Source organism: Arhodomonas aquaeolei DSM 8974, assembly GCF_000374645.1.
GTDB classification, from domain to species: domain Bacteria; phylum Pseudomonadota; class Gammaproteobacteria; order Nitrococcales; family Nitrococcaceae; genus Arhodomonas; species Arhodomonas aquaeolei.
The window spans coordinates 58,503-79,193 of sequence record NZ_KB894803.1 but is presented as its reverse complement, the minus strand read 5'-3'; the positions used below and the strand labels follow the sequence as shown (position 1 = coordinate 79,193).

The 20,691-nt window shown below is 70.2% G+C and carries 17 protein-coding genes and 1 pseudogene; 12 read left to right on the top strand and 6 right to left on the bottom strand.

From position 1 onward, the window contains the following. Positions 1–19 precede the first annotated feature (19 nt). The 3 genes from C516_RS0106190 to C516_RS20425 form a co-directional block, all read right to left on the bottom strand. Positions 20–961: a LysR substrate-binding domain-containing protein gene (locus tag C516_RS0106190; protein ID WP_018717493.1), complete on the bottom strand. Its 942-nt coding sequence runs from the start codon at positions 959–961 to the stop codon at positions 20–22. 173 nt (positions 962–1,134) lie between these two features. Beyond that, positions 1,135–1,797 (bottom strand): response regulator transcription factor, encoded by a 663-nt coding sequence (locus tag C516_RS18780; RefSeq protein ID WP_018717492.1) that lies wholly within the window; start codon positions 1,795–1,797, stop codon positions 1,135–1,137. Then, a complete protein-coding gene (locus tag C516_RS20425; protein ID WP_018717491.1) occupies positions 1,790–3,430 on the bottom strand; it encodes an ATP-binding protein in 1,641 nt (546 codons plus the stop codon). Before C516_RS20425 ends, C516_RS18780 begins: the two co-directional genes overlap by 8 nt. Before the next feature lie 358 nt (positions 3,431–3,788). Here C516_RS20425 and C516_RS0106175 point away from each other — a divergent pair, with 358 nt between their 5' ends. The 4 genes and pseudogenes from C516_RS0106175 (at position 3,789) to C516_RS0106165 (ending at position 9,254) form a co-directional block, all read left to right on the top strand. Then, positions 3,789–5,528 (top strand): putative bifunctional diguanylate cyclase/phosphodiesterase, encoded by a 1,740-nt coding sequence (locus C516_RS0106175; RefSeq protein ID WP_018717490.1) that lies wholly within the window; start codon positions 3,789–3,791, stop codon positions 5,526–5,528. Continuing rightward, positions 5,525–5,608, top strand: a pseudogene (locus tag C516_RS21670) (hypothetical protein); the annotation flags it as partial. The gene C516_RS0106175 and the pseudogene C516_RS21670, both read left to right, overlap by 4 nt. 19 nt (positions 5,609–5,627) lie before the next feature. After that, a complete protein-coding gene (locus C516_RS0106170) occupies positions 5,628–7,550 on the top strand; it encodes a sensor domain-containing protein (protein WP_018717489.1) in 1,923 nt (640 codons plus the stop codon). Between the two features lie 360 nt (positions 7,551–7,910). Continuing rightward, a complete protein-coding gene (locus C516_RS0106165; RefSeq protein ID WP_018717488.1) occupies positions 7,911–9,254 on the top strand; it encodes a methyl-accepting chemotaxis protein in 1,344 nt (447 codons plus the stop codon). A gap of 6 nt (positions 9,255–9,260) precedes the next feature. Here the strand turns inward: C516_RS0106165 and pdxR are convergent, their stop codons facing one another. Next, positions 9,261–10,745, bottom strand: coding sequence for a MocR-like pyridoxine biosynthesis transcription factor PdxR (gene pdxR, locus C516_RS0106160; protein ID WP_018717487.1), 1,485 nt, complete (start codon positions 10,743–10,745; stop codon positions 9,261–9,263). Between the two features lie 136 nt (positions 10,746–10,881). Here pdxR and C516_RS0106155 point away from each other — a divergent pair, with 136 nt between their 5' ends. Then, on the top strand, positions 10,882–12,342 hold the full coding sequence (locus tag C516_RS0106155; RefSeq protein WP_018717486.1) for an NAD-dependent succinate-semialdehyde dehydrogenase: 1,461 nt from the start codon (positions 10,882–10,884) through the stop codon (positions 12,340–12,342). A 34-nt stretch (positions 12,343–12,376) separates the two neighbouring features. After that, positions 12,377–13,672, top strand: coding sequence for a 4-aminobutyrate--2-oxoglutarate transaminase (gene gabT, locus C516_RS0106150; RefSeq protein WP_018717485.1), 1,296 nt, complete (start codon positions 12,377–12,379; stop codon positions 13,670–13,672). A 55-nt stretch (positions 13,673–13,727) separates the two neighbouring features. Here gabT and C516_RS0106145 read toward each other — a convergent pair whose 3' ends face one another. Next, on the bottom strand, positions 13,728–14,039 hold the full coding sequence (locus C516_RS0106145) for a cupin domain-containing protein (protein ID WP_018717484.1): 312 nt from the start codon (positions 14,037–14,039) through the stop codon (positions 13,728–13,730). A gap of 21 nt (positions 14,040–14,060) precedes the next feature. After that, entirely contained in the window at positions 14,061–14,657 is a 597-nt protein-coding gene (locus C516_RS0106140) for a cupin domain-containing protein (RefSeq protein ID WP_018717483.1), read from the bottom strand. 591 nt (positions 14,658–15,248) lie between these two features. On the opposite strand from C516_RS0106140, the gene pxpA reads away from it, so the two are divergent. From pxpA to torT, 6 genes are read left to right on the top strand one after another with little or no spacing between them, the layout of a single operon-like run. Next, positions 15,249–15,974, top strand: coding sequence for a 5-oxoprolinase subunit PxpA (gene pxpA, locus C516_RS0106135; protein WP_018717482.1), 726 nt, complete (start codon positions 15,249–15,251; stop codon positions 15,972–15,974). A gap of 14 nt (positions 15,975–15,988) precedes the next feature. After that, positions 15,989–17,359: an acetyl-CoA carboxylase biotin carboxylase subunit gene (locus C516_RS0106130; protein ID WP_018717481.1), complete on the top strand. Its 1,371-nt coding sequence runs from the start codon at positions 15,989–15,991 to the stop codon at positions 17,357–17,359. 21 nt (positions 17,360–17,380) lie between these two features. Beyond that, positions 17,381–18,250 (top strand): 5-oxoprolinase subunit B family protein, encoded by an 870-nt coding sequence (locus C516_RS0106125; RefSeq protein WP_018717480.1) that lies wholly within the window; start codon positions 17,381–17,383, stop codon positions 18,248–18,250. Positions 18,251–18,263: 13 nt separating this feature from the next. After that, positions 18,264–19,247: a 5-oxoprolinase subunit C family protein gene (locus C516_RS0106120; RefSeq protein WP_018717479.1), complete on the top strand. Its 984-nt coding sequence runs from the start codon at positions 18,264–18,266 to the stop codon at positions 19,245–19,247. A gap of 48 nt (positions 19,248–19,295) precedes the next feature. Further along, positions 19,296–19,541, top strand: a complete 246-nt coding sequence (locus C516_RS0106115; protein WP_018717478.1) for an acetyl-CoA carboxylase — start codon at positions 19,296–19,298, stop codon at positions 19,539–19,541. Between the two features lie 25 nt (positions 19,542–19,566). After that, positions 19,567–20,685, top strand: a complete 1,119-nt coding sequence (gene torT, locus C516_RS0106110; RefSeq protein ID WP_018717477.1) for a TMAO reductase system periplasmic protein TorT — start codon at positions 19,567–19,569, stop codon at positions 20,683–20,685. The last annotated feature ends 6 nt before the right edge of the window (positions 20,686–20,691 follow it).

The window sequence follows — 20,691 nt, the reverse complement described above, 5'->3', positions numbered from 1 at the left end:
AGCGGGGACCCGCGTCGGCTCACCCGGCAAGCTCAACCGCTTCCCCGGAAAGCTCGTGGACCGCCTCCAGGCCGTGGATCACCTCGGCGATGGCGCGGATGGTGGGCTCGCGGGCCGAGCCCTTGCGCCAGTACAGCGCCATCTCCCGCGTCGGGCGGGCGTCGACGAACGAGCGCAGCACCACCGCGTTGCTGTCCGGCTGGCCGACGGCGGCCTTGGCCGCCAGGGCCGGGAGCAGGGTGATGCCGGCACCGGCGGCGACCATCTGCCGCAGGGTCTCCATGCTCGTGGCGCGGAACCCGGCGTCCTCGCGGGCGCCGACCATGTTGCAGACATCCAGCGCCTGGTCGCGCAGGCAGTGCCCCTCCTCCAGCAGGAGGATGTGCTCGGACTCGATGTCACCCAGCGAGACCTCCGGCTTGCGCGCCAGTGGATGATCGTGGGGCATCGCCAGATAGAACGGCTCGTGGAACAGGCTCGCGTGCAGGAGCCCCTCGCCGGGGACCGGCACCGCCATCACCGCCGCGTCGAGCTCGCCGCGACGCAGGCGCTCCAGCAGATCCGCCGTCTGCTGCTCGTAGAGCAGCGGGCGCAGGTTCGGATAGGTACTGCGCAGGGCCGGGATGAGGTGGGGCAGCAGGTACGGACCGATGGTCGGTATCAGTCCCAGGCGCAGGTCCCCGACCATCGGATCACCAGCGGCGCGGGCACTGTCGACGATGTCCGAGACCTCGTTGAGCACGTGACGGGCCCGCTCGGCGATCATCTTGCCGATCGGGGTGAGCATGACCTGCTTGTTGGTCCGCTCCACGAGCTGGACGCCGAGGTACTGCTCCAGCTTCTTGATCTGGGTACTCAGCGTCGGCTGACTCACGTAGCAGGCGGCGGCGGCCCGGCCGAAGTGTCGATGGTCGGCAACGGCCACCAGGTAGCGCAGGTCGCGGAAATTGATATGGACCATCTCACTCCCGTCAATCAAAACCCATTTATACAATTGACAGAAGCAATTATACCCCCTGGAGACGGGGCTGCCTAGGCATACGTGCAATGGCGCATCCCCGCCTGTCGCCCGCGCCGCCGGACGGGCCGGGAGACGCCCATGACGGCCGCGGAAACGTTACCCGAACGCCCCGGCTAGCCGCCGCTCTCCTCTTCCTCCGCCGGGGCGGCGGCACCGGGATAGTCCGGGTGACCGAGGACGTAGCGCACGAGCTGGGAGACATTGGCCACACCCATCTTGTGCAGCACCCGGGCGCGATGGATCTCCACCGTGCGGGTGGAGCAGTCGAGCTCGCGGGCGACGATCTTGTTGACCTTGCCCTCGACGAGCCGGTCCATGACCTCGCGCTCCCGCGGGGTGAGCCGGGCCAGCCGGCGCTCGATGCCGAGGATGCGCTCGCGCTCGCCGCGCCGGTGCTCGTCCTCGGCGAGGGCCCGGTCGACGCAGTCGAGCACCGCCGTATCGCTGAACGGCTTCTCCAGGAAGTCCAGCGCCCCGGCGCTGACCGCGCGCACGGCCATGGGGATGTCGCCGTGGCCGGAGATGAAGATCACCGGCAGCGTATAGCCACGGCTGGCGAGCGCCTGCTGGGCGGTGAGGCCGTTCATCCCGGGCAGGCGGACATCCAGGATGAGGCAGCCCCGCCGCTCCGGGGCGCAGCCGGCGAGGAAGTCGTCGGCGCTGGGCCACGTCTCCACCGGCCGCCCGGCGGCGGTAAGCAGCATCGCCAGCGCATCGCGCACGTCCGGGTCGTCGTCGACCACGAACACCGTCGGCACCGCGTTTTCCTCAGCCATCCGACTCCCTCCCCCCTGCCGCCGGCAGGTCGAAACTGAAGCGGCAGCCGCCGCCGGGCCGATCCTCGAAGCGAAGCTCGCCGCCATGATGCCGGATGATCGAGCGCGAGACCGACAGCCCCAGGCCCATGCCCTCGCCGCCGCCGCTGACGAAGGGCTCGAACAGGGCATCGCGCAGGCGGGCCGGGATCCCCGGGCCGGTATCCGTCACCGTGACCTCCACCCGTGCGTCCGCGCGCCGCGCGGTGATCACCTCCAGGCGCCGCCGCGCCTCCGGCACGGCGGCGAGGGCCTCCACGGCATTGCGCACGAGGTTCACCAGCACCTGGTGGATCTGGACCGTCGCCACGCGCACGTCGGGCACGTCCGGATCGAGGTGCAGACGCAGGGCCACGCCGCCCTGGCGCACGGCCGCCGCGGTGAGCGCCAGGCCCTCGCGGACCAGCGTGTTGGTGGCGACGCGCTCGCTCTCGGGCTCGCCGCCGCGCACGAAATTGCGCATCTGGCGGATGATCCCGCCGGCACGGCGGGCGTTGTCGTCCAGCCGCTCCAGCGCCCGGACCAGGGTCGGATCGGTGTCGTCACCGGCCAGCCGGCGGGCGGCCTGGGCGTAGGTGGCGATGGCGCACAGCGGCTGGTTGAGCTCGTGGGCCAGCCCCGCCGCCATCTCCCCCATCGCGCTGACCCGCCCGGCGTGGGCGAGCTCGTCGAGATAGGCGCGGGCGCGCTCCTCGGCCTGGCGGCGTCCGGCGATGGAGGCGGCGAGCAGCAGCCCGGTGAGGCTGACCATGGCGAGATGGGCGTGCAGGGCCAGCAGCTCCTGGCTCAGTGCCCCGTGGGCGAAGGGCCCCGAATCCATGGCGGTGAAACCCGCGGCGATGGCGGCGTGGAACAGCAGCAGCCACACCGTGAGCGCCGGCCCCAGGCGCATCGCCGCCCAGATCACCAGCGGGAAGATCAGGTAGGACAGCGGCCGCCCGAGCATGGCGTCCGGCGGCAGCCACTCGCCGTAGACCACCACCGCCGCAAGCAGCGTCAGCACGGCGATCACCCCCGCCTCCAGCCAGCCCCGCCGGCCGAGCCCCCGCGGCCGCGAGACCAGCAGCGCCGGTGCGAGCAGGAGGATTCCCATTAGGTCCGCAATCCAGCAGAGCCACCACAGGGACGGAAAGCCCGGCCAGCGTGCGATGCCCGCGAGCCAGAGCACACCGGCCCCGAACAGCGAGCTCGCGACGCTGGAGGGCAGTGCGCCGGCGAGCAGGAAGCCCAGTACGTCCGAGGGCCGGTCGAGGGCGAAACGGACCCGTGCCCGGGCGATCAGCTCCGCGCCGAGCCACGGGGCCAGCCCCATGCCGATGGCCACGGCCACCGACGCCGGGAGGTCGTGGCCGGACTCCAGGTGGGCCCCCAGCGCCCCCAGCGCGGCACCGGCGGCGGCGAGGGGACCGAACCGGCAGGCGAGGGCGAGTGCGACCCCGGCGGCGGGCCAGAGCAGGCTCACGCCGGCCCGTTCGATGAGGAAGACCATGCCCACGCGGGCGGCCAGCCAGTAGGCCAGGGCCGGCATCAGCACGGCCGCGGCGCCGCGCAGCAGCGCCCGTGCGGAGACGGGAGCGACGTCCGGCAGTGGCATGCGATGCAGGGTCATCCCCGAAGTCTAGTCAGCGCCCCCGGGGCGGCCAATACGGGATGGCCGCAATGGCGCTATGGCGACAGACCTGCTCCGTGCGGGAAAAGCGCGCGATCGTGTGCGTTTTTGTCGCGATAATACTGTTAACGTCGTTTTTGTAGCCTTCCTGTCGGAAGATTCCTTGAACCTCCCCCCACCTTCTATAGAATGAAACCTGTCACGATCGCAGGAGGGCGCACATGGTGACCGGCCCCCGGGCAATCGCCCGGCGCAGCGTCCGCCGGAGCCCCGGGAACGGGTTCGCGGACGTACCACGATCCGGCTGAATGCCACCCAGGACACCGCGGGGAACCACCGGGACATGTCGCAGACCTCACCAGCCGCGTCCACGGACTCGCTGCCCCACCTCCTGCGCGCGCTTCCCCGCAGGGGTACCCGTACCACCCTCGCCATCGTGCTGCTGGCCGCCTGTGCGTCGCTGTTCATCGTCCTGGACGGCGGCCCGCCAAGCGTGGTGACCCACTTCATGTACGCCCCCATCCTGCTGGCGGCCTACGCCCACGGCGCCCGCGCGGGCCTGCTCACGGGAATGGCAGCGGGCATCCTGGTCGGGCCGGTGCTCGGGGTCGGGACCGGTGAAATCCAGCGCTCCGCCGGGGAGCTGGCACTCCACTGGGGCGTGCGCACGCTGTGGTTTGCCGCCGTCGGCGGGCTGGTCGGCTATGCCGTGCACCAGAGCCGGGTCCAGGCGGAGCGGCTCACGGACCTGCGCTTCCGCGACCCGCTCTCGTCGCTGCCCAACCTCACCGCGATACGCCGCCACCTCAACCGCCTGAGCCGCCGCCGCGACGCGGGCGAACGCGACCGCGTGACCGTGATCGCGCTGCGGGTCCAGAACCACGACAAGCTGGTGGAGACCTTCGGCCACCGCAACACGGCACTGGTGTTCCGGACCTTCGCGGACTCGCTGCGCAAGCGTTTCGGCGCGGGACTGTTCGTGGGACGCAGCGGCCCGGACCGGATGACGATCGTCCACGACGGCGCCGGCGGCGTGACCCGCCGCGAGCTGATGGCGGAGATCGACCGCCTCGCGGGCTCGCCGGTGGAGCTCGACGGGGTACCGGTATTCCTCGACATCGCCACGGGCATCGCCCGGGAGCGCGCCGAGGAGACCGACCCGGCCGAGCTGGTCTCCAAGGCGGATGTCGCCGCCAATCGCGCGGTGGCGGAAGGCTCCGAGGTCGCGGTCTACAATTACCGCAAGGAATCGGACTTCCAGCACAGCCTCAAGCTCCTCGGCGAAGTCGAGCGGGCGATCGCGGACAACGAGTTCCGGCTGGTCTTCCAGCCGAGCCTCGACCTGCGCACCCGGCGACTGCGCGGCGCGGAGGCCCTGGCACGCTGGCAGCACCCGGAACGCGGACTCGTGAGCCCGGGGACCTTCATCCCGATGATCGAGCAGACCCGGATGGTGGACACCTTCACGCGCTGGACCGTCGAGCAGGCACTCACCCAGCTCGCGGAGTGGCACGCCAACGGCACGAGTGCCTCGGTGGCGGTGAACCTCTCGGCGCGCAACCTCAACAGCGACCACCTGCTGCGTTTCATCAACGACCGCCTCGTGGGCCTGGGGATCGACCCGTGCGGCCTGGAGCTGGAGATCACCGAGCGCTCGCTGCTCAACGTGAAGGGCTCCCGCCTCAGGCAGCTGGAAGCGCTGCGCGAGGCCGGCGTCGGCATCGCGGTGGACGACTTCGGCACCGGCTATGCCTCGCTGGCCTACCTCCGCTCTCTGCCCATCACCACCCTCAAGCTGGACCGCTCGTTCATCACGGGCATGCCCAACCAGCCCTACGACTTCGCGCTCGTGCGCCGCATCATCCAGATGGCCCACGACCTCGGACTGGAGGTGGTGGGCGAGGGCGTGGAGGACGCCAGGACCCTGATACAGCTGCGCCGCCTCGACTGCGACGCCGCCCAGGGCTTCTACATCGCCCGGCCGGTGGAAGCGGCGCAGGCCGAGGCGCTGATGCGCGAGGGCTGGCCGAAGCGCCACATACTCGACACCGACGACGCCGACATCACCGACACCCCGGCATGAGCCAGGAGGGCGGAATCACCGATATCGACCTCAGCCACTGCGACCGCGAACCCATCCACGTACCCGGACAGATCCAGCCGTTCGGCCTGATGCTCGTCAGTGACGGCGACAGCGGCCGACACCCCGCCGGAGGCCTGCCTGAACCGCCCGCTGGCCGGACTCACCGGCGACGGGCTGGCCAGCGTCATCCGCGAGGCGGCAAGGGGCCTCGACAACGGTCACCGCGTGACCAGCGGCACGCTGAAGGCGGGAAGAGCAGGGGAACGGGCGGTCTCGGTGACCGTCCACCGGGTCGGCAGCGAGCTGGTCGCCGAGCTGGAGCCGGACAGCCCCATCGAGCTCTCCCGGACGCTGCTGCAGCACCAGGTCTCGGCCATCTCACGCACCGGCAAGGCAACGGGCTCGGAGGAGCTCCTGACCCTGGCGGTGGAGGAGATCGCCGCGGCCACCGGCTACATGCGCGTGCTCGCCTACCGTTTCGACGATGCCTGGAACGGCGACGTGGTGGCCGAGACCACCAACGGTGTGCCGCCGCGCTTCGAGGGCCATCACTTCCCCCACACGGATATCCCGGCCCAGGCCCGGGCCCTCTACCGGCGCAACCGCATCCGCGTGATCCCGGACATCGAGTACACGCCCACCGCCCTGATCTCCGGCACGGATCGGCCGCTGGACATGAGCGACTGTCTGCTGCGCTCGGTCTCCCCGGTGCACCTGGAGTACCTGCGCAACATGGGCGTGACGGCAACGCTGGTGATGTCGCTGCTGGTGGAGGGCGAGCTCTGGGGCATGATCGTGTGCCAGTCCGACACGCCCAAGGCCATGCCACAGCCGCTGCGCCAGTTCTGCGACACCGTCGCGCGCATGCTCGGGCTGCAGATCGAGTCGCACCTGCGCCGCGAGATCGACGCTGAGACCGCCGCCGCGGTCGAGGAGATCGACAGCCTGCGCGGCCTGCTGCAGTCCGGGAACGAACTCGCCGAGGCCATGCATTCGCACAGCGAACGGCTGCTCGGGGCCTTCCGCAGCCGTTCGCTGGTCCTCCACATCGCGGACAACCGGACCGTGCTGGGCGAGCGGATCGCCACGACGACCGAGGATCGGATCGTGGCCCACGCCGCGACGCCGGCCAACGACCGGCTCGTCCACAGCGACCGCCTCGCCGCGGATATCCGCCCGGAAGACAGGGCGGACGCCTGGATCGCCGGCTACATGTACCTGCCGATCTCCCGGGACGGCGAGGACTACTGCCTGTGGCTGCGCGGCGAGAACCCCTTCTCCATCCCGTGGGCCGGCAACCCCGAGAAACCCGGCGCGGACGACACGGACGGGGCCACACGCCTGACCCCCCGCGGCTCCTTCGAGCTGTGGCTGGAGGAGGTGCGGGGCACCAGCGAGACCTGGCGCATCCCCCAGCGGCGGGCCGCGTACCGCCTCCGCGAGCTGCTGCGCATGCAGCTCGCCAGCGAATACCGCGCCGCGCGCATCCGCGAGCGCACCCTGCGACGCATGGCTACCCACGACGACCTCACCGAACTGCCCAACCGCACGCTGGTGATGGACCGGCTGCACAAGGCCACCGACGAGGCGCAACGCGACGGCACCGCGGTGCTGTGCCTGTTCATCGATCTGGACGGCTTCAAGCCGGTGAACGACGCCTACGGCCACGGCGTCGGCGACGAGGTGCTGAAGATCCTGGCCGAACGCCTCGCCGGGACCCTGCGCGGATCCGACTCCGTGGGCCGGGTCGGCGGCGACGAGTTCGTCGTGGTCGCCCGGGTGAACACCCATCGCCAGTGGCGTCACGCCGGGGAGGTGCTCGCCGAGCGGGTCATCGAGCTCGCCGCGCACCCGGTGACCGTCGACGAGGTCACTCACGCCGTGGGCTGCAGCATCGGCATCGCGATCTTTCCCGAGATCGACGCCTCGCCCGAGGCGCTGATGCAGCAGGCGGACCAGGCGATGTACGCCGCCAAGGGCAGCGGCGGCAACACCTACCGTTTCGCCGACGGTAGCGCTTGAAAGGACGGGCCCCGCGCACCGGCTGCCAGCGTCTTCCGGCCGCGGCGCGGTAAACGCGACCACCGCCCGCCCCGGCGCACCGACACATCCGCCCTCCGGTCCACGGATGCAATGACCCGCCGGATCGCCCTGCGGCCCTGGCGTGACGGGCCTCGTCCGCCGGGCCGACGCGGTCTCCCGGGCGGCGCCCGATGGCCCCACCCCGTCGGCCCACCCGAATAGTCCGGGATTGAACTAAATGTACAAATAACTCATAATGCTGTACAAGAATTTTACAACCACAGTAAGAGAACACCGGCCGTCCGGTGGCGCACCCGCTTTCGGCAGCGTTGCGGCCCCGGTCACCGTGGAAATGCGTCTATGCCTATCAGCGCCCGCCTCCCCGGTATCACCACCGCCGCGTATCGTGAATACGTCGCGAGCCTCGAGGAAGAATCCCGGCGCCTGCGTGCAGAACGCCGGGCGATGGAGACCGCCATGGGTGTCGTGCACTTCGACCTCCGCGGCCGGATCACCCACGCCAACCAGCGCTTTGCGGAAATCCTCGGCTATGCCGACCCGGATTCGCTCCAGGGCGTGCCCCACCAGCGTTTCTGCGACGCGCAGTACGCGGCGAGCGCCGACTACGAGGCATTCTGGGCGGCCCTGCGCCGCGGCGATCCCCAGCAGGGGCGGGTACGACGCCTCGATGCGCAAGGCCGGACGGTATGGCTGGAGGCGTCGTACAACCCGGTGATGGACGACGACGGACAGACGGCGAGCGTGATCAAGATCGCCAGCGACATCACCGAACGGGTCAACAAGGGCATTCGGGACCGCGCGATCATCGGCGCCCTGGACCGGGTGATGGCGGTCGCGGAGTTCACCGTCGACGGCACCCTGCGCAAGGCCAACGAGAACTTCCGCCGGCTCATGGGGTATGACGCCGGCAGCATCGAGGGCGTCCATCACCGCGAGTTCTGCCCCCCGGAGTTCGCCGGCAGTGACGACTATGCAGCGTTCTGGAAGCGGCTCCGCGCCGGTGAATACTATGCCGACCGGGTGCAGCGGCGCGCCCGTGACGGCAGTGCACGCTGGCTGCAGGCGAGCTACAACCCGGTCTTCGACGACGACGGCCGCGTGGTCGGGGTCATCAAGTTCGCCACCGACATCACCGACGAGGTCCATCGCCAGGAAACCGAGCGCGAGAGCGCGGCCTACGCCCTGGACGTCTCCCGCCAGAGCGCGGAACGCTCCCGGGCCGGGGTGGACACGGTGAACCGCTCGCTGGAGGAGATCCAGCGGATGTCGGAGCGCATCGAGCAGGCCACCACGGAGGCCGAGGGGCTCGACGATAACGCCGAGCGCATCTCGGCGATCGTGGCCGCGGTGCGCGGTGTGGCCGACCAGACCAACCTGCTGGCGCTGAATGCCGCCATCGAGGCGGCGCGCGCGGGCGACGCCGGTCGCGGCTTCTCCGTGGTCGCCGACGAGGTGCGCAAGCTCGCCGAGCGCACGGCGAGCGAGACCACGGAGATCTCCGGGATGGTCGCGGACGTGCAACGGCGCACCCGCGACTTCGTCGCGCAGATGGAGGGCCTGCTCGAGCACGTCCGCCAGGGGGTCGCGCTGACCCGGGAGACCGGCGAGACCATGGCGGAGGTCAACCGCTACGCGGAATCGGTGGTCGACGCCACCGGCCGGGTCAGCGAGATCCGCACCTGAGCGCGTCTACCGCCCCTTCGCCTCCAGCCGGCGCTCCACTACCCGGGCCAGCGCCGCCGAGGCATCGGCGATACGCTCCGGCGTAACGGTGGCATAGCCGAGCACGAGCCCGGGCCGCGCCGCGGCCGGATCGTGGTAGTACAGCGACAGCGGCCGCGCGACGATGCCCTCGGAGAGGGCGTCCCGGGAAACCCGTTCATCGTCGAGCGCCTCGCGGAAGTGATAGGTCAGGTGGATGCCGCCCTGGCCACCGCTCACGCTCACCGCGTCACCGAGGCGCGTCTCCAGCGACGTCCGCAGCGCCTCCTGGCGCTCGGCGTAGACCTGGCGCATGCGCCGTATATGTGCGGAGAAGCGGCCGCTGTCGATGAACTCGGCGAGCGCCGCCTGCTCCACCAGCCTGCCCTCGCGGAAGAGCTCCGCATTGGCCGTGGACAACGGCTCCACCAGCGCCGGCGGCACCACCAGGTACGCCAGCCGCAGCCCCGGATACATCACCTTGCTGAAGGTCCCGACATAGATCACCCGGTTCGTCGAGGAGAGCCCGTACAGCGAGGCGATGGGCTCGCGGTGGTAGCGCAGCTCGTTATCGTAGTCGTCCTCGATGATCCAGGCGTCCGCCGCCGAGGCCTGCTCCAGCAGCAGCCGGCGACGACCGAGGCTCAGCACCGCGCCGGTGGGGAGCTGGTAGGACGGTGAGGTGAAGATCAGCCGCGGCGGACGCCGCCAGTCCGATGGCTGCGGGGCGATGCCGTCCGCGTCCACCGGGATCGCCCGCAGGCGCAGGCCGGCGGCGCGCAGCACGTTGCGCGCGCCCCAGTAGCCCGGGTCCTCCATCCACGCCTCGTCGCCGGGGTCGGCGAGCATGCGCGCGCACAGGTCGAGCCCCTGGTGGGCACCGCCGACGATGAGGATCTGGCGCGGGTCGCAGCTGATCATCCGCGAGACCTTCAGGTGCTCGGCGAGCACCGCCTTGAGCGGCCCGTAGCCACCGGAGGCGTACTGCATCAGCCGGGAGTGATCACTGTTCATGTAGCGGCCGAGCAGCCGCCGCCAGACCCGGAAAGGGAACGCGGCGACATCGGGGATGCCGGGCACGAAGGCCCCGGACTGGAGTGTGCTGCTCGCCGGATGCGCGGCGATATCGGCACCCCGCCGGGATAACCCCGGGGCATGCCCCGCCTCGCGGCGTGGCGGGGCCGGCACGCTGGGCGCATCCCGCGGCAGGGTATCGGTGACGAAGGTGCCCGCCCCGGTGTGTCCACGCACATAGCCTTCCGCCTCCAGCTGCTCGTAGGCCCGCATCACGGTATTGCGCGCCAGCCCGAGTTCCCGGGCGAGCGTCCGGGTCGCCGGCAGCTTGGCGCCGGGGGCCAGACGTTCCTCCAGGATCGCCTGGCGCAGGGCGGCGTAGACCCGCCGGCGCACCGGCAGCCGGGTCCACTCGGTGCGCTGCTGCATGTACTGCAGGAGGAGGTCGCTGAGGAGCATGGGCACCGCCGTCGCAGATTGGCTCCCTGCATCGTACCCGATTGGCTCCTATACGGGGACCAAAAATCGGTTCTAATCGTGGGGATACAGGCAGACGTGGGCCCTGACGGTCCACGCACACGGAGGACCAAGGACCATGCGAGAGCTCGGCGACCCGGCGCTGTTCCGGGAGCAGGCCTACATCGACGGCGTCTGGGTGGACGCCGATGCCGCCGCGACCCTGGCGGTGGACGACCCTGCCACCGGCGAGACCCTGGGGAACGTGCCGCTCATGGGCGCCGCCGAAACCCGCCGGGCCATCGAGGCGGCGGACCGGGCATGGCCCGCCTGGCGGGCGCTCACCGCCAGCGAGCGCGCGGCGCGCCTGCGGGAGTGGCACCGTCTGGTGCTCGCCCACCGCGACGATCTCGCCCGGATCATGACCCGCGAGTGCGGCAAGCCGCTGGGCGAGGCCCGCGGCGAGGTCGCCTACGCCGCGTCGTTCATCGAATGGTTCGCCGAGGAGGGCCGCCGCGCCTACGGCGAGCTGATCCCATCCCCCGCCGCAGACCGGCGCATCGCCGCGACCCGGGAGCCGGTGGGTGTCTCCGCGGCGATCACGCCCTGGAACTTCCCGGCGGCGATGATCACGCGCAAGGTCGCGCCGGCACTGGCCGCGGGCTGCCCAGCGGTGGTCAAGCCCGCCGAGGTCACGCCGTTCACCGCGCTGGCGCTGGCAGAGCTGGCCGACCGCGCGGGCATCCCGGCCGGGGTGTTCAATGTGGTCACCGGCGAGCCCCAGGCGATCGGCGGCGAGCTCTGCGCCAACCCCACCGTACGCAAGCTCTCGTTTACGGGCTCCACCGCCGTCGGCCGCCACCTCATGGCCCAGTGCGCGGACACCGTGAAGAAGGTCTCGCTGGAGCTCGGCGGCAATGCACCCTTCATCGTCTTCGACGACGCCGACCTGGAGGCCGCGGTCCGCGGCGCGATGGACTCCAAGTTCCGCAACGCCGGCCAGACCTGCGTGTGCGCGAACCGCATACTGGTGCAGTCCGGCATCCACGACGCCTTCGTCGAGCGCCTCGCCGAGGTGATGGAATCGGAGCTGAGCGTGGGCAACGGCCTCACCGACGGCATCAACCAGGGGCCGCTGATCAACGACGCCGCGGTGGAGAAGGTGACCGCCCTGGTGGCCGACGCCACCGCCCAGGGTGCACGGACGCTCACCGGGGGCGCGCGCCACGCCGGCGGCGGCCGCTTCTTCCAGCCGACCCTGCTCGCCGACGTGAACACCGGCATGCGCCTCGCCCGCGAGGAGATCTTCGGACCCGTGGCCCCGGTATTCCGCTTCACCACCGAGGACCAGGCGGTGGCGATGGCGAACGACACCGAGTACGGCCTCGCCGCCTACTTCTACAGCCGCGACGCGGCCCGCACCTGGCGCGTCTCCGAGGCCCTGGAATACGGCATGGTCGGCATCAACACCGGCCTGCTGTCCGCGGCCGAGGCGCCGTTCGGCGGCATGAAGGCCTCCGGCCTCGGGCGCGAGGGCGCCCGCCAGGGCCTGGAGGAGTACCTGGAGACCAAGTACCTCTGCCTCGGCGGCATCGCCTGAGGCCACACATCCACCCGGAACGAGGATCGGGACGATGACCACCAATCGCGAACTCTTCGAGCGCCGCAGCGACGCCGTCGCCGCCGGTGTCGGCATCATCCACCCCATTGCCACCGAGCGCGCGGAGAACGCCCGCCTGTGGGACGTCGAGGGCAACGAGTACATCGACTTCGCCGCCGGCATCGCGGTGCTCAACACCGGCCACCGCCACCCGCGGGTGATGGCGGCGGTGGAGGAGCAGCTCGGGCGCTTCACCCACACCAACTTCAATGTCTCCGCCTACGAGCCCTACGTCGCCCTGGCCGAACGGCTCAACGCCATCACCCCCGGCGACTTCGCCAAGAAGACCGTGTTGGTGAACTCCGGCGCGGAGGCGGTGGAGAACGCCGTGAAGATCGCCAAGGCCTACACCGGCCGCTCGGCGGTGATCGGCTTCGGCGGCGGCTTCCACGGCCGCACCCTGCTGACCATGGGCCTGACCGGCAAGGTCCGCCCGTACAAGGCCGGCTTCGGGCCGATGCCTGCGGACATCTTCCATGCCCGCTTCCCCAACGAGGTGCACGGCGTCAGTGTCGACGACGCGGTCCGCTCGCTCGAGGAGCTGCTGCGCTTCGACGTCGACCCGCAGCGCGTCGCCGCCCTGATCATCGAGCCGGTGCTCGGCGAGGGTGGCTTCTACGCCGCGCCGCCGGCATTCATGCAGGCGCTGCGCCGGATCGCCGACGAGCACGGCATCTGCCTGATCGTCGACGAGGTCCAGACCGGCTTCGCCCGCACCGGCCGGCGCTTCGCCGTCGAGCACAGCGGCGTCACCCCGGACATCATCACCATGGCCAAGGGCCTGGCCGGCGGCATGCCGCTGGCCGCGGTCACCGGTCGCGCGGAGATCATGGACGCCGGTCCGGCGGGCGGCCTCGGCGGCACCTACGGCGGCAACCCGCTGTCCGCCGCGGCGGCCCTGGCGGTGCAGGAGGTGATCGACGACGAGGGCCTGATCCAGCGTGCGGCGATCATCGGCGAGCGCCTGACCACGGGTATCGGCGAGATCGCCAGTGAGGTCGGCGCGGTGCGCGACGTTCGCGGCCTCGGCGCGATGGTCGCGGTGGAGTTCTTCGACGGCGACCAGCCCTCGCCCGCGATGGCCGCGGACGTCATGGCCCGGGCCCGCGCCCACGGCCTGCTGGTGCTCACCTGCGGTATCCACGGCAACGTGGTCCGGCTCCTGCCCCCGCTCACGGCCACGGACGCGGACGTGGAAGGCGCGGTGGAACGGCTCGGCGCCGCCATCCGCGAGGCCGCGGGCAGTGCCCCGCAGCGTGCGGCCGGCTGACCGCCGGCCGCGGGCGTGCCGCCCGCCCCGGTCCGCGATGACGGGCCGGGGCGGGTCAGCCCCCGCCCGCGGTGGTCCCCTTGAGCTCCACCTCGACGAACGCGAGCTCGGCGTCACCGTCGTTGACCACGTTGTGCTCCGCCCCGGCGGTGCGGAAATACGAGACCCCGGGGGTCAGCTCGCTGCTGGCGGTACCGGACTCGGACTCCAGCAGCAGCCGCCCGGCGGTGAGGGGCACGACGACGTAGTCATGCTCATGGCGGTGCCAGCCCGTCTGTGCCCCGGGGGCGAAGCACCACTCGGTCACGATGACGCGCTCGTTGTCCTCCTGCACCGTGGCCGTGGCCATGGGCCGTTCGTCGTTCATGGCACCTCCTGCCGGGATGGATCAGAGATAGGGCGGCGTGCACGCGCTGATGAGCTCGCAGTCCTCGTCGTCGAGGTTGCGGAAACGGTGGGGGATACGGCTATCGAAGTGGTACGCGTCCCCCGGCCCGAGCACCCGCCGCCGGCTGCCCACCGTGAGCTCCACGCGCCCCGAGATGACGATACCCGCCTCCTCGGAGTCGTGGCGCAGCATCGCGCGGCCGGTGTCGCCGCCCGGCGGGTAGTACTCGCGCAGCACCTGCAGGCTCTTGCCCTGGACGTTGCCGACCTGGCGGAACTCCAGCGGCCCGCTGGTGATGAGCGAGAGCTCGTCGCGGCGGAAGAACACCCGGTCCGCCGCCTGCGCACCCACGGCGAAGAACTCCGCCAGCGACATCGGCACGCCGTCCAGGACCTTCTTCAGGGAGGCCACGGAGGGGCTGTTCTTGTTCTGCTCGATGAGTGAGATGGTCCCGTTGGTCACACCCGCGCGGCGGGCGAGCTCGCGCTGGGACAGGCCGCGGTCCAGGCGAACCTGGCGCAGACGCTCACCGAGATCGAATACGGGGTCGGCCTCTTCCGGTGACCGCTCCTGTGACTGCCCTGTCGATGTGTTCACGACTCGACATACCTCCCGTTCCTTAGGTGCCTGGTGGCGCCGCAAATTACTGCTTTCAGCCGGACACCGCAAAAGCCCCTCCCCTGGGCGACCACCATTGACGGTGTCCACGGCACCCCTGCATCCCTGTCGTTTGTATCTATCAATTAAACACACCCTGTAGGAAAGTCCAGCTACCCCCCGACCGGCGCACGTGACGCCGATCACGTTTTCAGGCTGATGCCAACCTGCTGAAACGGAACAAAATGGTGCACAAAAAGGGCAAATAGCGACTTTTTGGTGCATGTTTAAGGTTGCGCGCTCCAGCCTGAACCGCCCGCGGCCCCCTTTGCGTGCGCCCCTGCCAGGCCGCCTTGACACGGAAACCCCCGTGGACTAGTGGTTAATAAAATAACCACCTAGCCCGCCGGAAAACGCAGCATGGAGGCCGCCGGGGCGGTACCGCCGAGGAGAGGAAACCGTTGTCGATCTCCCCTTCCAGCGCTGCGCAGCCCGCTTTCCGGCCCTCACGCCAACCCACCGTGCGGACCGCCGACTCGCCGTTGGCACGCTTGATGCTGTCCGCCTTCCAGAACCAAGTGGAGTAGCGCAATGCAAACGACGATCAACTGCGACATGGGGGAGAGCTTCTCCCTGTATCGCATGGGTGACGACGCCGGGATGATGCCTTTCATCTCGGCCGCGAACGTGGCCTGCGGCTTTCACGGCTCCGATCCCAACCACATGCGCAAGACCGTGGAGCTCGCCCGGTCCCACGGCGTGCGTGTCGGCGCCCACCCCTCGCTGCCGGACCTCCAGGGCTTCGGCCGGCGCGAGATGAAGATCCCCCGCGAGGAGCTGGCCAACATCCTCATCTACCAGGTGGGCGCGCTGAAGGGCTTCCTGGACGGCGCCGGCATGGCACTGAACCACATCAAGCCCCACGGCGCGCTCTACGGCATGGCCGCCCGTGACGAGGCGGTGGCCGACGCCGTCTGCGATGCCGCCGATGTCTTCGGCGTACCGCTCATGGGCCTGTCCGGGACCTGCCACGAGACGGTCTACACCCGGCGCGGCCACACCTTCCTCGCGGAGTACTTCGCCGACCTCGACTACGACGACGACGGCAAGCTGATCATCACCCGCGAGCACGCCGCGGTGGATCCGGCCAGGGCGGCCGAGCGGGTCGTCCGCGCGGTGGAGCAGGGCGAGACCGAGTCGGTGAACGGCCACACCCTGAAGGTCCGCGCCGACACCGTCTGCGTGCACTCCGACACGCCCAACGCGCTCGACGTGGCCCGCGCCGTACGCGACGCCCTCGGCGCCACCGCCGCCTGAGCCGGGGAGTGACGATGGGAGATATCAGCAAGGTCCTGATCGCCAACCGTGGCGAGATCGCCTGCCGCATCGCGCGCAGCTGCCGCTCGCTGGGCATCGCCAGCGTCGCGGTCTGCTCCGAGGCGGACGAGGACGCCCTGCACGTGCGCCTCGCCGACGAGCACCGCGTGGTCGGCCCCGCCCGCGCCCAGCACAGCTACCTCAACATCGAGCGGCTGATGCAGGCGGCGTCGGAGACCGGGGCGGACGCGGTCCACCCGGGCTACGGCTTCCTCGCGGAGAGCACCCGGCTCGCCGATGCGGTCACCGGCGCCGGCATGACCTGGATCGGCCCGCGCACGGACAGCATCCGCGACATGGGGGACAAGGCACGGGCCCGCCACATCGCCGAGCGGGCCGGCGTGCCCGTGCTGCCCGGCAGCCGGCGCTTCACCAGCGACGACCTCGACGACCTGGAGACGGAGGCACGCCGGATCGGCCTGCCCGTGCTCGTGAAGGCCTCCGCCGGCGGCGGCGGCATCGGCATGCAGCGGGTCGACGATCTCGCCGCCCTGCGCAAGGTGGTGCAGTCCACCCAGGGGCTCGCGAAGTCCAACTTCGGCGACGAGGCGGTGTTCCTGGAGAAGTTCGTCCCGCGTGCCCGCCACGTGGAGGTGCAGGTGCTCGGGCTCGGCGGCGGCCGGGCGGCGCACCTGTTCGAGCGCGAGTGCTCCATCCAGCGGCGCTATCAGAAGATCATCGAGGAGGCCCCTTCGCCGGCGGTGGACGCGGCCGTACGGGAGCGCATGACCCACGCCGCGGTGTCCCTCGCCGAGGCCCAGGATTATCACGGCGCCGGGACGGTGGAGTTCGTGCTCGACGACGAAACCGGGGAGTTCTACTTCCTGGAGATGAACACCCGCGTGCAGGTGGAGCACCCGGTCACGGAGATGATCACCGGCGAGGACATCGTCGCCCACCAGATCCGCATCGCCGCGGGCAAGGAGTCCGGGCTCAGCCAGGCCGGGATCGAGAGCCGGGGCCACGCCATGGAGTTCCGACTCTACGCCGAGGACCCATTCAACAACTTCCTGCCCCAGCCCGGCGTGATCGAGACGTTGCACGTGCCCGCGGGCGAGCACGTGCGCGTGGACACCGGCTACGACGACGGCAGCCGGGTTCACCCCTACTACGACCCGCTGATCGCGAAGGTCATCGTCCGCGGTGCGGACCGCGACGAGACCCGCGAGCGGGCACTGGAGGTGCTGCGCAACAGCCGCATCGAGGGCATCCGAACGAACCTGCCTTTCCTGGTCAACGTCCTGCGCACCGACGCCTTCCGGCGGGGCGAGACCCTGACGTCTTTCATCGCGGACTACGAGTCCGAGCTGCTCAACACCGAGTAACCAGCGCTGGGGAGGAACGCAATGATCTATGAGGAACCCCGCTTCCTGCCGGGCGGCGACCGCTACATGCTCATCGAGTTCGGCGACGAGATGAATCTCGAGCTGAACTTCCGGGGGCAGGACCTGGCCAACGTCGTCGCCGAGCAGAAGACAAAGGGGGTGTTGGAGACCGCACCCTGCTTCGCGTCCACGCTGATCCACTACGACCCGGAGCTGATCAGCTTCGCCGATCTGAAAAAGGAGATGGCCTCGCTGATCGAGGGCCTGCGGCCCGCCGACGACATCGAGCTGCCGAGCCGGCTGTTCTACTTCCCCACGGTCTACCTGGACCCGTGGACGAAGGAGTGCGTCGAGGACTACATCGCCAAGATCGCGAAGAAGACGCCGGACCCGGAGTATGTCGCCGAGCTCAACGGCCTCTCCGGCGTGGACCAGCTCGTGCGCGTGCACTCGGGCACGGAGTACTGGGTGGCCTCCCTGGGATTCTGGCCCGGCCTGCCGTTCACCATGCCGCTGGACCCGCGCTGCCGGCTGGTGGCGCCGAAGTACAACCCGCCGCGCACCTGGACGCCCAAGGGCTCGGTGGGCATGGGCGGCATGTCCACCGCCATCTACCCCGAGCACCTGCCGGGCGGCTACCAGGTCTTCGGCCGCACCCCCGTGCCGATCTGGGACACGGAGAAGCGCTTCCCCGTGTTCGAGAACAGCATCTGCCTGTTCCGCCCCGGCGACCGCATCCGCTTCGTGCCCTGCTCCATCGAGGAGTTCGAGCACGTCGAGGCCCAGGTCGCCGACGGCAGCTACCAGTACAACCTCGTCGAATACCAGAAGTTCTCGGTCGCCCAGTACAAGGAGTGGGTGGCGGGTATCGACGAGACCCAGCGGTTCTGAAGGGGGTGAGGACATGTTCGAAGTCATGAACGCCGGGCTGGAGACGGCCATCCAGGACTACCCCGGCCGCGTCGGCTACTGGAACCAGGGCTTCCCGCCCTCCGGGCCGATGGACCACTGGTCGTTCCGCCTGGCCAACGTGCTGGTGGGCAACGAGCCCGGAGACGCCGCGCTCGAGTGCCAGTTCACCGGCCCGGAGCTGCGTTTCCACGAGGACACCGTGGTCGCGGTCACCGGCGGCGACATGCAGCCGCACATCGACGGCGAGCCCATCGAGCTGTGGCGCAGCTACGCGGTAAAGGCCGGCCAGACGCTGAAGCTGAGCTACGCGAAGACCGGCGCCCGCGGCTACATCGCCGTCGCCGGGGCCATCCGCACCGAGCCCTGGCTCGGCTCCCGCGCGACCTTCCACAAGGCCGGGGTCGGCGGCTTCGAGGGCCGCGCGATCCAGGCCGGCCAGCAGATCCCCACCGGCGACGCCTCCGGCGGCACGCCGGACATGGTGGTGATCCCCGAGGCACGGCCCGAGCTCCCCTCCGACAAGCGCTGGGAGATCGAGGTCGTCGCCGGCCCCAACGACGACTGGCTCGACGAAGCCGGGGTCCGCACCTTCCTGGAGGCGGACTGGAAGCTCTCCGCCAAGTCGGACCGTACCGGCTACCGCCTGGAGGGCCCCGGCGACCGGCTCACCTTCGCCGACAAGGCGATCAACAAGCGCCCGGAGCACGGCTCCGAGCCGTCCAACATCATCGATCAGGGCTACCCCAACGGGGCCATCAACCTGGCGGGGCTGACGCCCATCATCCTGGTCAAGGACGGCCCGAGCATGGGGGGTTTCATCAACCCCTTCACCGTGCCCACCAGCGGCTTCTGGAAGCTGGGCCAGGTCCGGCCCGGCGAGGTGATCCGCTTCCGCGCAATCTCCGTGGACGAGGCCCAGCGCCTGGCCCGCGAGATGACCCGTATCTGCTCCAGAGAATCCCTGCGCCCGGCCTGACCGGCGCCGACCGCAACCCGAACGACACGTCCCGCAAGGAGGACAGGAATGGCCGAACACACCGTCGAAGCCCAGCTGCCGGGCGTCTTCTACCGCCGCCCCAGCCCGGAGGCCGAGCCCTTCGTCGCCGAAGGGGACACCGTCACCGCCGACGACACGGTGGGGCTCATCGAGCTGATGAAGTCCTACCACGAGATCAAGGCCGGCGTGGCCGGCACGGTGAAGTCCTTTCTGGTGGACAACGAGGGCGACGTGGACCCGGGCCAGGGTCTCGTCGTCATCGAGTCCAACTGACGCCACTGCCCAGGAGTACCCAACGATGAACGCACGACAGATCATGCGCGCCGGCTCCGCCGCCGTGTTCGGCGGCCTGCTGCTCGCCGCCAGCACGGCGCAGGCCTTCGACGTGGAGGCCTACTACGGCAACTACGACGTCTCCGGCAAGAAGGCGGGCCGGCCCGCCACCTCGCTCGGCGAGGCCCGGAGCGAGGAGTGGAAGGCCCCGACCCCGGACAAGCCGTACCGCATCGGCGTGTCCTTCCCCCACCTCAAGGACCCGTACTGGCTCGCCGTGAACTACGGCATCATCGACGAGGCCCGCAAGCTCGGCGTCGGCATCGACCTGGTCGCCGCCCAGGGCTACGAGGACATCACCGGCCAGATCTCCCAGGTCGAGAACCTGCGCAACCGCGGCGTCGACGGCCTGATCCTGGCGGCGATCAGCTACACCGCCCAGGACGGGCTGGTGAAGTCGCTGAGCGCCGACATCCCGGTGATCGAGGTGATCAACGACATCCAGGCCCCGGCCATCGCGGCCAAGACCCTGGTGTCGTTCTACACCATGGGCTACGTCGCCGGCGAGTACGTGGCCAAGGACTCCGAGGGCAAGGACCGGGTCAGCGTCGCCTTCCTGCCGGGCCCGGCGGGATCCGGCTGGGCGCCCGACACCCTGGACGGCTTCAAGCAGGCGCTGGCCGACCACGACGCCGAGGAGCGCGTGGACATCATCACCGTGAAGTGGGGTGACACCGGCAAGAGCGTTCAGACCTCGATCATCGAGAACGTCATGAACGCCAACCCGGACCTCGACTACCTCGCCGGCAACGCCGTCGCCGCGGACGCCGCCCCGGACGTGCTCCGCGACCGCGACAACAAGCCCAAGATCGTCTCCACGTTCCTGATCCCGCCGCTCTACGAGAAGATCAAGAACGGCGAGGTCGCGGTGGCGCCGACGGACTTCACCGCGCTGCAGGGCCGCATGGCGGTGGACGCGATGGTGCGCATCCTCAACGGCGAGAAACCCGGCGAGGACTTCCCCTTCCGCGCCGGCCCGAAGATCCAGCCGCTGACCCCGGAGACCATCGACCAGTACGACTACGAGGACATGCTGGGCGCCCGCGACTGGCGCCCGGTGTTCTCCGTCGAGCCGAAGGAGTAACGCGGT

Coding starts and splice junctions, on each gene's coding strand:
- C516_RS0106190 (WP_018717493.1), bottom strand. CDS start 961: ATGGTCCATATCAATTTCCGCGACCTGCGCTACCTGGTGGCCGTTGCC.
- C516_RS18780 (WP_018717492.1), bottom strand. CDS start 1,797: ATGGCTGAGGAAAACGCGGTGCCGACGGTGTTCGTGGTCGACGACGAC.
- C516_RS20425 (WP_018717491.1), bottom strand. CDS start 3,430: ATGCCACTGCCGGACGTCGCTCCCGTCTCCGCACGGGCGCTGCTGCGC.
- C516_RS0106175 (WP_018717490.1), top strand. CDS start 3,789: ATGTCGCAGACCTCACCAGCCGCGTCCACGGACTCGCTGCCCCACCTC.
- C516_RS0106165 (WP_018717488.1), top strand. CDS start 7,911: ATGCCTATCAGCGCCCGCCTCCCCGGTATCACCACCGCCGCGTATCGT.
- pdxR (WP_018717487.1), bottom strand. CDS start 10,745: ATGCTCCTCAGCGACCTCCTCCTGCAGTACATGCAGCAGCGCACCGAG.
- C516_RS0106155 (WP_018717486.1), top strand. CDS start 10,882: ATGCGAGAGCTCGGCGACCCGGCGCTGTTCCGGGAGCAGGCCTACATC.
- gabT (WP_018717485.1), top strand. CDS start 12,377: ATGACCACCAATCGCGAACTCTTCGAGCGCCGCAGCGACGCCGTCGCC.
- C516_RS0106145 (WP_018717484.1), bottom strand. CDS start 14,039: ATGAACGACGAACGGCCCATGGCCACGGCCACGGTGCAGGAGGACAAC.
- pxpA (WP_018717482.1), top strand. CDS start 15,249: ATGCAAACGACGATCAACTGCGACATGGGGGAGAGCTTCTCCCTGTAT.
- C516_RS0106130 (WP_018717481.1), top strand. CDS start 15,989: ATGGGAGATATCAGCAAGGTCCTGATCGCCAACCGTGGCGAGATCGCC.
- C516_RS0106125 (WP_018717480.1), top strand. CDS start 17,381: ATGATCTATGAGGAACCCCGCTTCCTGCCGGGCGGCGACCGCTACATG.
- C516_RS0106120 (WP_018717479.1), top strand. CDS start 18,264: ATGTTCGAAGTCATGAACGCCGGGCTGGAGACGGCCATCCAGGACTAC.
- C516_RS0106115 (WP_018717478.1), top strand. CDS start 19,296: ATGGCCGAACACACCGTCGAAGCCCAGCTGCCGGGCGTCTTCTACCGC.
- torT (WP_018717477.1), top strand. CDS start 19,567: ATGAACGCACGACAGATCATGCGCGCCGGCTCCGCCGCCGTGTTCGGC.